The organism is Streptomyces sp. NPDC018031 (assembly GCF_044327625.1).
Lineage (GTDB): Bacteria > Actinomycetota > Actinomycetes > Streptomycetales > Streptomycetaceae > Streptomyces.
Map to the genome: position 1 here is coordinate 221,698 of NZ_JBIRFT010000001.1, position 15,634 is coordinate 237,331.

Annotated in this window: 10 protein-coding genes; 4 read left to right on the forward strand and 6 right to left on the reverse strand. The window is 74.6% G+C overall.

What is annotated here, in order from left to right:
* Positions 1-430: 430 nt before the first annotated feature.
* Positions 431-1,456, reverse strand: coding sequence for a 2-hydroxyacid dehydrogenase (locus ACH4B3_RS00895; protein ID WP_398460563.1), 1,026 nt, complete (start codon positions 1,454-1,456; stop codon positions 431-433).
* Positions 1,457-1,531: 75 nt separating this feature from the next.
* Between ACH4B3_RS00895 and ACH4B3_RS00900 the strand changes: the two genes are divergently transcribed.
* The 3 genes from ACH4B3_RS00900 to ACH4B3_RS00910 all read left to right on the forward strand — a co-directional run bounded on the left by ACH4B3_RS00900 (position 1,532) and on the right by ACH4B3_RS00910 (position 4,110).
* The gene (locus tag ACH4B3_RS00900) at positions 1,532-2,554 is read left to right on the forward strand and encodes an aldo/keto reductase (RefSeq protein WP_398460564.1); all 1,023 of its coding nucleotides are present in this window, start codon (positions 1,532-1,534) and stop codon (positions 2,552-2,554) included.
* Between the two features lie 107 nt (positions 2,555-2,661).
* Positions 2,662-3,840 carry a PQQ-dependent sugar dehydrogenase gene (locus ACH4B3_RS00905; RefSeq protein WP_398460565.1) on the forward strand — a complete coding sequence of 393 codons (1,179 nt, stop codon included), beginning with the start codon at positions 2,662-2,664 and terminating at the stop codon, positions 3,838-3,840.
* A 105-nt stretch (positions 3,841-3,945) separates the two neighbouring features.
* Positions 3,946-4,110, forward strand: coding sequence for a DUF6191 domain-containing protein (locus ACH4B3_RS00910; protein ID WP_398460566.1), 165 nt, complete (start codon positions 3,946-3,948; stop codon positions 4,108-4,110).
* Between the two features lie 111 nt (positions 4,111-4,221).
* Here ACH4B3_RS00910 and ACH4B3_RS00915 read toward each other — a convergent pair whose 3' ends face one another.
* From ACH4B3_RS00915 to ACH4B3_RS00935, 5 genes are all read right to left on the reverse strand, one after another.
* Positions 4,222-4,758: a cupin domain-containing protein gene (locus tag ACH4B3_RS00915; RefSeq protein WP_398460567.1), complete on the reverse strand. Its 537-nt coding sequence runs from the start codon at positions 4,756-4,758 to the stop codon at positions 4,222-4,224.
* A 79-nt stretch (positions 4,759-4,837) separates the two neighbouring features.
* On the reverse strand, positions 4,838-7,942 hold the full coding sequence (locus tag ACH4B3_RS00920; protein ID WP_398461540.1) for an AAA family ATPase: 3,105 nt from the start codon (positions 7,940-7,942) through the stop codon (positions 4,838-4,840).
* 146 nt (positions 7,943-8,088) lie between these two features.
* Positions 8,089-8,277 carry a hypothetical protein gene (locus ACH4B3_RS00925; RefSeq protein ID WP_398460568.1) on the reverse strand — a complete coding sequence of 63 codons (189 nt, stop codon included), beginning with the start codon at positions 8,275-8,277 and terminating at the stop codon, positions 8,089-8,091.
* Positions 8,278-9,066: 789 nt separating this feature from the next.
* A complete protein-coding gene (locus ACH4B3_RS00930) occupies positions 9,067-11,283 on the reverse strand; it encodes an MMPL family transporter (RefSeq protein ID WP_398460569.1) in 2,217 nt (738 codons plus the stop codon).
* Positions 11,284-11,505: 222 nt separating this feature from the next.
* Positions 11,506-13,608 (reverse strand): phosphocholine-specific phospholipase C, encoded by a 2,103-nt coding sequence (locus ACH4B3_RS00935; RefSeq protein WP_398460570.1) that lies wholly within the window; start codon positions 13,606-13,608, stop codon positions 11,506-11,508.
* A gap of 494 nt (positions 13,609-14,102) precedes the next feature.
* Between ACH4B3_RS00935 and ACH4B3_RS00940 the strand changes: the two genes are divergently transcribed.
* Positions 14,103-15,605, forward strand: coding sequence for a hypothetical protein (locus tag ACH4B3_RS00940; protein ID WP_398460571.1), 1,503 nt, complete (start codon positions 14,103-14,105; stop codon positions 15,603-15,605).
* The last annotated feature ends 29 nt before the right edge of the window (positions 15,606-15,634 follow it).

The window sequence follows — 15,634 nt, forward strand, 5'->3', positions numbered from 1 at the left end:
GGGGAGTGCCGCCGTCGCTGCCTGAGTCGCGTCGGGTCGTTGATCCATCGACTGTCCATCGCCCGTCGCCCCCCTCACGTTCCGGTCCTTCGCTGCCGCCGTCCGGTATCAGGCGCAGCCCCCGCTCGGGACAATACACCAACCGGTCACACAGGGACATAGGTCATCTACGGAGCGTAATCGTGAGGAGTGTTTACGGATACGGAACGCATCCGGACGGTCTCTGTACGTGGTGCCAGTGGCAACCACCGCCACTTCGGGGCGCCCTGAGGGTGCCCCCGCGACCGCCGCGGGGACACCCCCGGACCGTCTCCGGCCGGGATTCCGACCGGGATCCGGCCGGGATTCCGACCCGGATCCGGCCGGGGCCCGCGGCCGGCTTCCGGGGCCGGGCGGCCCTCGGCCGAGACCCGCCGGGGACGGCCCCGGGTCAGCCGGTGGTGGCGACGACGTGCAGCGGCGGCTCCCCCGCCGCGAACCGCTCCAACTGCCCGCGCAGCAGCCGGACGGCGCGCGGCAGGAAGGCCGAGGACGGACCTCCCACATGCGGGGTGACGAGTACCCCAGGAGCGTGCCACAGCGGATGCCCGGCCGGGAGCGGTTCGGGGTCGGTGACATCGAGCGCGGCACGCAGCCGGCCGGACCTCAGTTCGGCGAGCAGCGCCTCGGTGTCCACCACCGGCCCACGGGCCACATTCACCAGCAGCGCACCGTCCTTCATCCGCCCCAGGAAACCCGCGTCCACCAGGCCGCGTGTGGTATCGGTGAGCGGGGTGCACAACACCACCACATCGGCGTCCGGCAGCAGCTCCGGCAGCGCGCCGACCGGGTGCACGGGGCCGCGCTCGGTGACACGGGCGGAGCGCGCGACGCGCACGACCCGCTCACACTCGAAGGGCACCAGCCGGTCCTCGATCGCCCTGCCGACCCCTCCGTACCCCACGACGAGTACGGACTTGTCGGCGAGCGCCGGCCGGAAGCCCGGCTGCCACCGGCCGGCGTCCTGGGCGCGCACGAAGCCGGGGATGTCCCGCAGCGCCGCCAGCACCAGCGCCAGCGCGAGTTCCGCGGTGGACGCGTCGTGCACCCCGCGGGCGTTGCACAGCCGCACCCCCGGCGGGAGGTCCGCCAGCGCGGGCTGCATGTCGTCCACGCCCGCGGTGAGGGTCTGGATGACGCGTACCGAGGTCATCGCGGACAGCGGCCGCCGGGAGACCTCGGCGCCCTTCATGTACGGGACGCAGTAGAACGCGCAGCGGGCGGGGTCGGTGGGGAACTCCGCGCCGCCGTCCCAGTGGGCGTACTCCAGCCCGTCCGGCAGGCCGCCGATCCCGTCGGGCGGGAACGGCAGCCACACCAGGGGCCGCTCCGGGCCGCCCGTCGGGTCGGGGCCGCCCGGGCCGGTGGGCCGCTCGGACCGCTCGGTGCGGCGCACGCCGCTGTGATCTGCGCTCATGCCAGGAGGCTATGCGAAGGCGGCCGGGACTCAGACGTTAGTTTGGGAGTCGCGGAACGGGAGGGGTCAGGCCAGGTGGAGCGCAGGACGATCGGGGCGACGGCGCTGGAGGTGGGCGCGATCGGCCTCGGGTGCATGCCCATGAGCTGGGCGTACACCGCCTCACAGCGGAACGGCGAGAGTTCCTTGCGCGCCTTGCACACCGCGCTCGACCTGGGTGCGAGCCTGCTCGACACCGCCGACATGTACGGGCCGTTCACCAACGAGCGGCTGGTCGGGCGGGTCCTCAGGGAACGGCGCGGGGACGCGTTCGTGGCCACCAAGTGCGGGCTCCTGGTGGGCGAGAACCACATCGTCGCCAACGGACGGCCCGGCTACGTCAAACGCGCCTGCGACGCCTCGCTGCGCCGGCTGGGGACCGACGTGATCGACCTCTACCAGCTGCACCGGGCCGATCCGGAGGTCCCGGTGGAGGAGACCTGGGGGGCGATGGCGGAGCTGGTGGCGGCGGGGAAGGTGCGGGCGCTGGGGCTGTGCGCCTTCCAGAAGGGCACCATGCGCGTCCACCGCCGGGGCGCGGTCACCCCCGGCCGGCACGGCACCCACCACGCCACCATCCGCCAACTGGAGCGGCTGCAGCAGATCTTCCCGGTGGCCGCCGTCCAGGCCGAGCTGTCGGTGTGGTCGCCGGACGCGCTGGACGCGCTGGTGCCCTGGTGCGCCGCCCGGGGTGTGGGTTTCCTCGCCGCGATGCCGCTGGGGAACGGTTTCCTCGGCGGAACCCTGACCCCGGGTCAGGGATTCGAGCCGGACGACGTCCGGGCCCGGCACCCGCGGTTCACCGCCGAGATGATGGCCGCCAACCAGCCGATCGTGGCCGGTCTGCGCCGGGTGGCCCGGCGGCACGGCGAGCGGGTCACGGCGGCCCAGGTGGCGCTGGCCTGGCTGCTCGGCCAGGGCGGCCATGTGGTGCCGGTGCCGGGCACCAAGCGCGAGCGGTGGGTCGTGGAGAACTGCGCCGCCGCCGGACTCGCCCTGGACGACGCGGACTTCGCGGAGATCGCGGCCCTGCCCGCGGCGCTGGACTCCTGGGACTGACCACCGTGCGCACCGGGGGGCGGTATCCGGACGCCGGCCGGGGCCGTCCGGTGTATAAGAGGCAGTGCCGCCTACCGGCGCCGCCACGCCACCGAGAGGAACCGACCGTGCGACGTCCTGCCGTGTCCGCCCTGCTCGTCGCCGCCGCACTGCTGGCGGCGGGCTGCTCCTCCGACGGGGACGACCCGGCGGGCGGGCGGGAGCGGAGCGGCAGCCCCGGCGCCTCCCGCACCACCGGCCCGTCCGGCCGGCCGTCGCCGACCGAGTCCGGCGCACCGGAGAAGGGCTCGGCGAAGGTGGTGCGTACCGTCGCGTCCGGCATCGAGAGCCCCTGGGGGCTCGCGCCGCTGCCGGACGGGGACCTGCTGGTCTCCTCGCGGGACACCGGCAAGATCTTCCGGGTGTCGCGGGAGGGCGGCCGGAAGACCGAGGTGGGCACGGTGGCCGGGGTGGCCCCGGAAGGCGAGGGCGGGCTGCTGGGGATCGCCCTCTCCCCCGACTTCAGCTCCGACCACATGGTGTACGCCTACTTCACCACCCGGTCCGACAACCGCATCGCCCGCATGCTGTACGACAGCGGGCGACCGGCGGGCGACCAGCTCGGCGCCCCGGACACCGTGTTCAAGGCCATTCCCAAGGGCGCGGTGCACAACGGCGGGCGGATCGCCTTCGGCCCGGACAAGATGCTCTACGCGGGCACCGGCGAGGCCGGCGACCGGGCGCTGGCGCAGGACAAGGAGTCGCTGGGCGGCAAGATCCTTCGGATGACGCCGGACGGGCAGCCGGCGGAGGACAACCCGGACCCCGGTTCGGTGGTGTACTCCTACGGCCACCGCAATGTGCAGGGGCTGGCGTGGGACCGCGCCAAGCGGCTGTGGGCCTCGGAGTTCGGGCAGGACACCTGGGACGAGCTGAACCTCATCCGGCCGGACGGCAACTACGGCTGGCCCGAGGTCGAGGGCGAGGCCGAGGACGGCGCCGGTGAGGGCTTCGTCGACCCGGTGGGGCAGTGGAAGCCGGAGGACGCCTCGCCCAGCGGGATCGCCTTCGCGAAGGGGTCGGTCTGGCTGGCCGGGCTGCGCGGGGAGCGGCTGTGGCGCGTCCCGCTGAAGGGGGACGCGCCGGTGGCCGAGCCGGCGGCCTTCCTCGACGGGAAGTACGGACGGCTGCGGACCGTGGTCGCCACCGACGACGGCGGCGGCCTGTGGCTGGTCACCAGCAACACCGACGGCCGCGGCGAGCCCGGCGGCAAGGACGACCGGATCCTCCTCCTCGACGTCACCTGAGCCGCGGCCGCCGGCCCGCCCCCGCACCGGGCCCGTTCCGGCACCCGGATGCCTACACTGGACGGCGGCCCACCCGGCGCGCACGCACAGGGAGACGAGGGACTCGTGTTCAACCTCATGGAGCAGCTGTTCGCACCGGGACGCAGGCACACCGACGAGGAGCGCAACCGGCTGGAACTCACTCGGGAGGACCAGGGTGACGGCGATCCGGGGCGCGGACCGATAGACCTCGACTCCGGCCAGGTCGTGATCAAGCCACGGCAGGGCTGACCGGCGGCCGGGGCGCTCCGCCCCGGGCGGCGGGCCCCGCACCCGGCGCCCGGACCGGGCGCGCCGGTCGGGCCGTGTCCGCCGCGGTGCCGGCCGGGGTGGCGGCGTGCGTCACGCCGAGGCGGCCAGGGCGGCCCGCCAGACGGGGCTGTCCACATAGTGGTTGTCGAAGCGCTCCGCGGACTCGGCGATCTCCCGCGGGTCGGCCTCGCCGCGCATCACCCGGCCGAGCAGGCGCAGGTAGTCGAACCTGCCCATGCCGGGGGTGAAGACGAACAGCACGTCGGCCTCGGCTCCCGGCGCCGCCGCGAAGGCGTGCGGAGTGTGCGGGGGCACCGCCAGGAAGTCGCCCGCCCCCAGGACGGTGATCTCCTCCCCCACCAGCACCCGGAGGGAGCCGCTGAGGACGAAGAACAGCTCCCAGGCCCGGGTGTGGAAGTGCGCCGGGGCGCCCACCGCGCCCTCGGCGAAGGTGGAGCGGTAGCTGGTGAAGGCGCCGCCGGTACCGGTGGAGTCGGCCAGCAGGGTCATCACACTGCTCGGGTCGGCGCAGGTCTCGGCCTCCGCCCGCCGGGTCAGGACGGCTTCCAGGGGCGTGCCGGGCGTCGTGGCGGCGGGTGCGGGCGCGGTGTTCTCGGTGGTTCCCATGGCCTCCACACTAGGCGCCGATTGACCTTCCGAGGAGGTCAATCGGGCGTCGGACGGATGGGCCAATTCCTTCCTCCGGTCAGCCGGCCGGCGCGCCCTCCAGGCCGTCCACCAGCTTCAGCCGATGGGCCAGCGCGCCCGCCTCGACCCGGCCGGAGACCTCCAGCTTGGCGAGGATGTTGGAGACGTGCACGCTCGCCGTCTTCGGTGAGATGAACAGTTCCTCGGCTATCTGGCGGTTGGTCCGGCCGATCGCCACCAGCCGCAGGACGTCGCGTTCCCTCGGCGTCAGGCCCAGGGCGCCGGCCGGGTCGGCCGAGCCGTCCGGTCCGGGGGCCGGGGTGGTGGCGGGGTCCGGGGCGGGCGGGGCCGGGGCCGCCGCCGTCTCCAGGGGCAACCGGGCGCGGCGGGCGAGCAGTTCGATCTCCTCGCGCAGCGGGCGGGCGTCGAGCCGCTCGGCCGTCGCATGGGCCCGGGCGAGCAGGCAGCCGGCCCGCTCCCGGGCCTCCCGGGCGTCCTGGGCGGGACGGGCGGAGCCCCCCGCGGCGCCGGCGATCAGCGCCTCGGCCCACCGGTGACGGGCCCAGGCCAGCAGATAGGGAGCCTCCAGCGCTTCCAGGGCGGTGACCGCGACCGCCCATCCGTCGGGGTCGTGATGGCCCGCGGCGCGGCCGAGTTCGGCGTCGAGCAGCAGGGCCTGGGCCCGCCAGAGCGGCGCCCACCGCTGCAGGCCCTCGGCCCTGCCGCGGATCATGCGCAGCACGTCGTCCCGGTCGGGTGCGGCGGCGGGCAGCCCCCGGGCGTCCGCCTCCGCGGTGGCGGCCGCGAGCAGCAGCGGCCAGGCGTAGCGCTGGGTGCCGGGCGCGAAGCCCGCGCGGAGCGCCCGGTCCAGGACGGCTCGGGCTTCGGGCAGCCGACCGCGGGCCGCCGCGATCTGCAGCGCGAAGCGCGCCAGCGGGATGGTGTGCTGCTGCTGGTCGTCGTGGGTTCCGTAGTGTTCGGCGGCGACGGCCAGTTCGCGATCCGCGGTGTCCAGGTCGCCGCGGAGCAGCGCCAGCTGGGTGAGCCGGCTGGCGGCCAGGCCCTGGGGGCGCAGTCCGGCCGCGAGCCGCCGGGCGTGTCCGGCGGCGGTGCCGGCCTCGTCCCAGCGGCCGAGGGTGATCAGCGACTCGGCCTGGTTGGCGTAGACCCAGGACTGGGCGTCGGGCAGGCCGAAGCCGCCCAGCACGGTGATGCCCTCGGCGGCCACCCGCACCGCCTCGGCGGAGCGGCCCACGCCTTCGAGGGTCGAGACGAGGTTGACGAAGCAGCGGCCCAGGACGGTGATGTCGCCGAGTTCGACGGCGCGTTCGCAGACCTGCCGCAGCTCGGCGAGGCCGGACTCCTGGTTTCCGGAGTCGATGGTCAGCCAGCCCAGGGTGACCCGGGCGTTGAGCTCGGTGGACTCGGCGCCGACCAGCCGGGCGACCTCCACGGCACGCTCGGCGGCGGCGAGGCTGTCCGGGCCGGGCCGGTGCAGCGCACCCCAGACGGCGACCTGGGCGAGCACCTCGGCGTGCACCGCGGACGGCGGCAGCCCCCGCACCAGCTCCTGGGCCCGGCTGAGTTCGTCCCAGCCGTCGCCGCGCGCCAGGCTGACCACGATCTTGGAGCGCTGCGTCCAGAACCACGCGGTGCGCAGGGTGTCGCCGCAGCCGTCCAGCTTCCGCAGGGCGCGCTTGATGATGGCCAGGGCCCGCTCGCCCTGCCCGGAGAGCTTGGCGGCGATCACCACCTCGGCGAGCAGGTCCAGGTGGAGGAGTTCCTCGTCCGGGCAGTTGCAGGCCGGGTACACCTCGGCGGAGTCGAAGGGGCGCTGGACCACCCGGATCTCCGGCGGGGTGTCCTCCCACAGCTCCATGGCGCGCTCCAGCAGCCGCAGCCGTTCGGCGTGGGCGTAGCGGCGGCGCGCTTCGACGGCGGCGCCGAGCACCGCGGGCAGCGCCTTGGCCGGGTCGTGCGCGTGGTACCAGTGGCTGGCCAGCCGGGCGGCCCGCTGGTCCGCCCGGACCAGCCCCGGGTCGTCCTCCAGGGCCTGTGCGTAGCGGCGGTTGAGGCGGGAGCGCTCGCCGGGGAGCAGGTCGTCCTTGACCGCTTCGCGGACCAGCGCGTGCCGGAACCGGTAGCCGTTGTCGTCGCCGGTGGGCCGCAGGATGTTGGCGCCCACGGCGGTGCGCAGCGCCTCGATGAGGTCGTCCTCGCCGAGCCGGGACACCGCGAGCAGCAGTTCGTACTCCACCGCGGAGCCGCCCTCGGCGAGGATCCGCACCACCCGCTGGGTCTCCTCGGGCAGCGCCTCGACGCGGACCAGCAGCAGGTCCCGGAGGGACTCGCTGAGGCCGGTGGTACAGCCTTCACGGATGCTGCCGGCGATCTCCTCGACGAAGAAGGCGTTGCCGTCGGTGCGCCGGAAGACCTTGTCGACCAGCCCGGGTTCGGGTTCCGCGCCGTTGATGCCGGCGATCTGGGCGTGCACCTCGCCCCGGGTGAACCGGGCGAGTTCCAGGCGCCGCACGGTGCGGGTGCGTTCGGCCTCGGCGAGGAAGGGGCGCAGCGGGTGACGGCGGTGGATGTCGTCGGAGCGGTAGGTGGTGACCAGCAGCAGGCGGGCGCTGTGCAGCGCCCGGAAGAGGTAGCCGAGCAGTTCGCGGGTGGAGCGGTCGGCCCAGTGCAGGTCCTCGACGGCCACCACCAGGGTGTGGTCGGCGGCGAGCCGCTCCAGCAGGCGGGTGGTGAGTTCGAAGAGCCGGGCGCGGCCGCCCTCGTCGTACGACTCGCGGGCGGTCTCGCCGAGTTCGGGCAGCAGCCGGGCCAGCTCCCCCTCCTGGCCCGCGGCCGCGCCCCGCAGGTCGTCGCCGAACCGGCGGCGCAGGGCGCGCAGTACGGCGGCGACGGGGGCGAAGGGCAGTCCGTCGGCACCGATCTCGACGCACGCACCGAGGGCGGTGACCGCCCCGGCCGCGTCGGCGGTCTGCAGGAACTCCTCGATCAGACGGGTCTTCCCGACGCCCGCTTCGCCGCCGATCAGCAGGGCCTGGGGTTCGCCGGCGGTGGCGCGGGCGAGCGCTTCGGTGAGCGTGGCGAGTTCGTCGTCCCGACCGACGAACACCGGGCTGACGGAGGTGGTCTGCACGCCGTCGAGGATCGCACACGTTTCCGCAGATGGGACACCGCCTTCCGGCCGGTGGAAGGCGGTGTCCCCGGCGGACCCGGGCCGGCGGGGCCCGGTGGCCGTTCCGCCGGGGGCCGGGGGCCCGGGCGGGGCGGGTGCCGAGGCGGACACCGGCCGGCTCAGGCGGTCGCGCCGCGGTGCCGTATCACCGACCCGTCGCCGCCCTGACTGCTCACCCGCCCTCCGAGTGCGCCGCGGCCGGACCGGCGTCCGGCGCGGCTCCGGGTGGCCTGGCGGGCCAGTCGCTCCCCCTCGGCGACGCGGCGCAGTTCGGCTCCCTGGGCTCGGTGCAGTTCGTAGTGGAACATCGCGTTCTCCTGTCGGTGCCGGTGGCCGGCGAGTGCTCGCCGCCCTGTCGTGCCTCCACTTTCCTCGCCCAGGGGGGCCGACCGCATCGGGCGAGTTCCCGATCTCCGCGGCGCCGGGGGCCTTAGGCCGCCGGCCGCCGAGGCCGGGGGCCTTAGACGGTTGGGGCACCGGGTGCCATGGGGGCCTCAGGCGGGGGCCGCGGGCACGGCGGTCGTCCGGGGCGCGGCGGCCGGACACCCATGAGGACCTCAGGCGCGGGCCGCGGGCACGGCGGTCGCCCGGTTCGCGACGGCACGGCGGCCGGACACCACGGGGACCTCAGGCACGGCCGCGGACACCGCGGTCGCCCCGGACGCGACGGCACGGCGGCCGGGCCGGGGTCCGTAGGGGGGAGCCCCGGGCGTCGGCCGCGGAGTGGCGGACGCGCTGGTCCCGGGGTCGCCGCCGCGAGGGCCGGACGGGGCGCCGGGTGCGGCGGGGTGGGTGGCCGCGGGGCCACCGGCCGCCCCGGCTCCGGCCCCCGGCGACTCCGGCCCGCTGCGGGCCGGCCCACGCGGGACCGGCCCGGGGCGGCGCCTACCGCCGGGCCGCCCGGGGCCGCCCCGATCAGCAGGCGGGCCCGGTGGGCTCGGGGAGGGGGACCCGTCCCGGCGGCTCAGGAGAGCGGACCGGGCGGCTCGGGGGAACCGGCCCAGCGGCTCAGCAGAGCGGACCGGGCGGCTCGGGGGAACCGGCCCAGCGGCTCAGCAGGGGGACCGGGCGGGCTCAGGAGAGCGGGACCGGCGGGCTCAGGAGAGCACTCGGTCGCCCGGTTCGCCGGTCCGCTGGACGGGCAGCGGCACGGGTCCGGCCACGGCCTCCTCCGGCGGTTCGATGGTGAGCCGCGGCAGACAGCGGTCCAGCCACTTCGGCAGCCACCAGTTGGCGCCGCCGAGCATGTGCATCAGGGCGGGGACCAGCAGGGTGCGCAGGACGAAGGCGTCCAGCGCGACCGCCGCGGCCAGGCCGATGCCGAACATCGCGATGATCCGGTCGCCGCTGAGCACGAACGCGGAGAAGACCGCGATCATGATGACCGCCGCGGAGTTGATCACCCGGCCGGTCTCGGCCAGGCCCACCCGGACCGCGACCCGGTTGTCCCGGGTCTGCAGCCACTCCTCGTACATCCGGCTGACCAGGAACACCTGGTAGTCCATGGAGAGCCCGAAGAGCACCGAGACCATGATCACCGGCAGGAAGGGCTCGATCGGGCCCGCCCCGCCGAGGCCGAGGAGTCCGCTCCCCCAGCCCCACTGGAAGATCGCCACCACGACGCCGAAGGAGGAGGCGACCGCGGCCACGTTCATCAGCGCGGCCTTGAGCGGGATGCCGATGCTGCGGAAGGCGAGCAGCAGCAGCAGGCAGCCCAGGGCCACCACCACGCCCACGAAGAGCGGCAGCTTTCCGATGATCACGGAGGCGAAGTCGTCGTAGCTCGCGGTGAGACCGCCCACGTACACGTCGAGCGTGGTCCCGCGCTCCGCGTCCGGCAGGACGTCCTCGCGCAGGTGCCGCACCAGGTCGGAGGTCTCCTCGGACTGCGGGGAGGTCTCCGGGACCACGGTGATCACGCCGGCTCCGGTGCTGCCCTGCTGAGGGGTGCCGGTGACCGAGGCGACACCGTCGGTGCTGCGCAGGGTGTCGGTGAGGCGGGAGAAGGCGACCTTGTCCGCGGCGCTGCCGATGTCGGCGGCGAGGGTCAGCGGGCCGTTGACGCCCGGCCCGAAGCCGTCGGAGATCATGTCGTACGCCTGCCGGGTGGTGCTGGCGGCGGCGTTGTTGCCCTGGTCGGAGCTGCCCAGGTGGAGCGAGAGGGTGGGCACCGCGAGGATCAGCATGACCACGGCGGCGACCGCGCCCAGCGCCTTGGGGTGGCGCTCGACGAAGGCCGACCAGCGCGCGGTGAGCCCGGTGGGCACGTCCGGCTGCGGTCCCCGTTCGATCAGCCGGCGGCGTTCGCGGCGGCTGAGCGCCTTCATCCCGATGCACCCCAGCAGGGCGGGCAGCAGCGTGACGGAGGCGGCGACGGTGAGGACGACGGTGAGCGAGGCGGCGATGGCCACGCCGTTGAGGAAGCTCAGCCGGAGCACCAGCATGCCGAGCAGCGCGATGCACACGGTGGCGCCCGCGAAGACCACGGCGCGGCCGGAGGTGGCCACCGCCCGCTGGGCGGCCTCGGCCACCGGCAGGCCCTGCCGCAGGCCCCGGCGGTGCCGGGTGACGATGAACAGCGCGTAGTCGATGCCCACACCGAGGCCGATGAGCATGCCCAGCATGGGCGCGAAGTCGGCGACCGTCGTGGCGTGGCCGAGCAGGCCGATCGCACCGTAGGCGGTGCCGACGCCGACCACGGCGGTGGCCAGCGGCAGCAGTGTGGCGGCGAGCGAGCCGAAGGCGAGGAAGAGCACCACGGCCGCGGCGGCGATGCCGATGATCTCGCTGAGGTGGCCGGGGGCGGTGGACTCGGTGAGCGCGATGCCCGCCCCGCCGAGCGCCACCTGGAGGTGGTCGTCGGCGGCGGCCCGCGCGGTGTCGACCACACGCTGGACGTCCCCGGTCTGCAGGGAGTCCACCGGCGCGTCGAAGGTCACCGTGGCGTACGCGGTCTGCCCGTCCTGGCTGATGCGGGCGGTGCTCTCGGCGCCGTACGGACTGCTGACGGAGGCGACCGCGGGCAGCCGCTCCACGTCGTGCAACACCTCCGTCATCCGCTCCCGGACCTCGGCGGCGCGTACCGTGCCGCGGTCGGTGTGCCAGACGATGGTGTCGGTGTCACCCGCCTCGGCCGGGTTGGTCCTGGCCAGCAGTTCGGTGGCCCGGGCCGATTCGGTGCCGGGGGTGTCGTAGTCGTTGGAGTACGCGGTGCCGGCGGCAGCGGCGGCGGCGGTCACGCCCGCGAGGGCGACCAGCCACAGCACGATGACGACGAGGCGGCGCCTGAGGCACCACCGGGCAAGTGCGGCCATGGACTGCTTTCCGGGTGTCGCGCCGCTCACGGCGACGGCGGCCCGCGGCCGGGGCGGTGGCCTCCGGCCGGGGGCGCGGGACGTACGGGCGGTCGTGGCGGAACCCGCCGAGCCGTCAGGGTGGCGCGGCGAGTCCCATCTGCACTCTGACACCCGGAAATGATCCTTTGTCCCTTTTGTGGGCTTCCCCACAGGGCCCTGACCGGGCCCTTCGAGGACCGGTCAGCCGCTGACCGAGGGGTTCCCGTTCTCGATGTGACCTGTCAGACGGCGGTGGAAGCCGGGGTCGCCTTCGGCGCTGAGCGCCAGGTCGTACCAGCCGTGGCCCTCCCGGGTGGCGAAGTCCACCGCCCGGGTGGCACCGGCACGCACCGTGACGACGCGCTCCCGGGCGTCGGGATCCGCCACGTACGCCAGCGGCCGGACGGTGACCCGGACGGACTTCTTCCCCTTGTTGGTGACGGCGAGGGTCAGCACCCGGCGCCGGGCGTCGATGCCGCCGCGGACCCGGAGGCCGGCCGCGGCGCCCCCGGCCGTGCCCCGGAACTCGCGGCGGAATCCGTTGGGCCCGGTGACGGTGAAGTCGTAGGCACCGTCGGTGACCGGCACCTCCCAGGTGGCGACCGACCCGGCGGCGACGTCCCGGTGCCGCGGGGCGGCGTACTCCCCCGCGTAGGGGAAGAGCGTCAGATGGGCGCTGCGGGTGCCGCTGTTCGCCAGCACCAGCCGCATCACCCCCTCCTTCGGCTCGTACACCCCGGAGACCTCCGGCTGGTACGGCAGCGGCCGGGCCGGGCGGGTGCCCGGCTCCTGGCGCGGCATCCGCTGGTCGGCGGGCGGCAGCGGGGTCCAGTGCCCGTGGTCCGGGGTGACCGGCGCGGGCCGCCGGAGCGGCTGCGGGGCGGCGGTGCCGGTGAAGTCGAACGCGCCGGTCAGGTCGCCGCAGACGGTGCGCCGCCAGTCGGAGATGCCGGGCACCTCGATGCCCAGCCAGCGCTCCAGGAAGCGGTTGGCGGAGGTGTGGTCGAACACCTCCGAGCAGACGTAGCCGCCGACCGTCCACGGCGAGACGACCAGCATCGGCACCCGCACCCCCAGGCCCAGCGGCTTGCCGTCCCACCACTCCTCGGTCGCCTCGGCCGGCGGGTTCGGCGGCACCACGTGGTCGAAGAAGCCGTCGTTCTCGTCGTAGGTGAGGAACACGGCCGTCTTCCGCCACACCTCGGGGCGGGAGGCCAGCGCGTCGAGGATCCGGTAGGTGAGGGTGGCGCTGTGCGCGGGGGTGGACGGCCCGGGGTGCTCGGAGTCGAGCGCGGACGGCACCAGGTAGGAGACCCGGGGCAGCGTCCCGGCCTCGACGTCCGCGCGGAAGGCGTCCACCAGGCCGCCGCCGGCCACCCGCCGCAGCCCGCGCTCGAACAGCTGCCGCTCGGTGCCGTCGAGCCGGCGCAGGCCGTCCTCCAGTCCGTCCAGCAGCCGCTGCCGCCGCTCCCCGGTGGCCTTCAGCACCTCGGTGTAGAAGGTGTTGGTGCTGCGGTACCCGAGGCCGGCCAGGGCCTTCCGGGCGACCTCCTTGAACGGCCGGTAGAACTCGACGTTGTTGTCCTGGTAGTTGTCCCACTCCTGGTAGACCCGCCAGCTCACCCCGGCGCGCTGCAGGATCTCGGCGGTCGTCGGCCAGCCGTACCCGGGGTGGGTGTCCTCGGCGTAGGCGTCGTTGCCGACCGCCCGGCGGCCGTCCGCCTCGTACCCGGTGGTGCCGCTGACCCAGTAGTTGCGGTTGGGGCTGGTGGAGGTGTGGATGGCCGAGTGGTACGCGTCACAGATGGTGAAGGTGTCCGCGAGCTCGTAGTGGAACGGGATGTCCTCGCGCTGGAAGTGGACCATGGTGGCGCCGCCCTTGGCGGCGACCCAGTTGTTCATCCAGCCGCCGTTCCAGGCGCGGGCGCCGCCGACCCAGGAGTGGTCCAGCTGCCCGACGTACTGCAGGTCCTTCTGCTGCGCCGCGGCGGCGTCCCGGGCGGCGAACGGCAGCACGGTGCCGCCGCCGGGCGCCGGCTGGTGGAAGACGTCGCCGCCGCCGGGCAGGGTCACGGCGTTGCGGTCGCCGAACCCGCGCACTCCGCGGAGCATCCCGAAGTAGTGATCGAAGGAACGATTCTCCTGCATCAGCAGCACCACGTGCTCGATGGCGTCCAGGCCGCCCTCCGGCGGGGTGGGCTGCGCGGCCAGCGCGGCCTGCAGGGACGGCGGGAGCAGCGACGCGGTCGCCGCCGCCCCCGCGCCGAGCGCGACCAGCCGGCGCCGTGAGATGTCCGTTGCCACCGTGGGCCCTCCTCGTCCTCCGTGCCGTCGCTCGGAACGTAGTGAGACCGGATGGCCGACGGAAGACCGCACCCCGACCCGGCGGTGAACGTCCGGCCGGAACCGGCCGCGGCCGACCGGCCCCGCGCGCGACCGGACGCACCGGCCGGGCCGGATCCATGCCGGAACCCTTCCCATCCCCTGCCCGCCCTGCCAGGCTCGACACCGGCGGCCGACGCCTGACCTTTCGTTTCCCGCTTTTCTCCGGATCACTTCAACTGTCGTACGGAGCAGGGCTGTTCCTGTTGAAAACCCGGAGTGCGGCCGGAAGGATCGAACGCGAAGCAGGCACACACGGCCCCGCGCCCCCTCCCTCTGCGAACCCGCAGCACCACGCGCCGGGCCGTCTTCGTCATGAACCGGCACGGGCCGGATCGGCCCGTGACCCTCTCGCATCGGACGATGCCCGATCACACGGCGGCGGTCCCCCGCCCGTGTCAGAAGGAGTTGTCCCGATGTCGCAGCCGCCTCCGCCGCACCAGCCGCCCGCCGGCCCAGGCACGCCGCGGACCGCGCCCCACGATCCGTCGCACCGAGCCCCCGGCGGCTACCCGGCGCCCGACCCGCACACCGGCGGCGGCCGGCGCGCCGACCGCCGCCGCCGGTCCTCGCCGTCCAAGGGCATCGTCATCGGGGTGGTCACGGTGGCCCTGCTCGCCGCCGGCGGCGTCGTCCTCGCCGTCCAGGGTGGAGACGACGACGGCGCGTCCGACGGACAGCAGGTCGCCGAGGCACGGGTGCTCGGCTCGGTCCCCATGCCGGCCGGGCTCGAAAAGGGCGACCCGGTCCCGGTCCCGGGCCTGTGGACCACCGGCGAGAACTTCGTCAAAGGCGACGTCAACAAGATCGTCGGCTATCCGCTGAAGGGGGGTGCCGCCTCCTGGGAGATCCCGCTCGGCGGCCGGCTCTGCCAGGCGTCGCCCCGGGTCACCGAGGACGGCATGGCCGCGGTCCTGTTCGAGAAGCCCGGCAAGGACCAGACCTGCACCCAGGTCGGGCTGGTGGACCTGAACAAGGGCAAGCTGGTCTGGAAGCGGGAGGCGACCGACTCCTGGGGATCGGTGGCCGGCTTCGACTCGGTCACCATCGGCGGCGGCACCGTCGCGGCCGCCGCGGAGGTCGGTGACGGCGGCGCGGGCTGGACTCTGGACGGCGAACCGGCCTGGAAGCTCCAGACCGACAAGGAGTGCGAGGACATCGGCTACGCCGGTGGCGCCGACAAGATCATCGCGATCCAGCAGTGCGGGGACGCGGACGTCCCGCCGCTCGACGTGCAGACCGTCGACCCCAAGACCCGCGCGGTCACCTCCACCTACCGGCTTCCGGAGGGCGTCGAGGACGCGTTCGTGCTCTCCACCGATCCGCTCGTGGTCGGCACCGCCAAGGAGTCGGACGACGCGGCCACCGGGTTCGCCACCCTCCTCGCCATCGACGACGGTGCCGACGAGGGCAAGCTCCGGAGCGAGACCGCGATCCCGGCTGAGAAGTTCGAGACCGACTGCGACGCGCGCTCGGTGGAGATCTGCAAGGGGGTCGTGGTCAGCAAGGCGGCCGACGCGGCCTACGTGGCGACCACCCAGGACGTCGCGGCCGACGTGTACAACGAGATCGTCGCCTTCGACCTGAAGACCGGCGAGGAGGCCGGCCGGACACCCGGCCTGGAGGGCGTCAACCTGCACGTCCTCGGCCTCGACGAGGACGGGTCGGTGATCGCGTACCAGGAGACCGACCTCTCCGGCGAGGCGGGCGGCATCTGGCGGATCGACCCCGCCTCGCACCGGAAGACCCAGGTCTTCCGGACGGCCGCCGAATTCCGCGACAAGGAAGCGGCCTTCGAGGCCGGCGGGGTATACCACTACGCGAACAAGCGGCTCTACATCGGCGAGGAACTCGTCTCCGGGGAGGAGAACGCGGTGGACAAGGACCACCCGCTCGCCGTGGTCATCGGAACCGGCTGACCCCCGGCGCGGCCCGGACCCGCCGACCC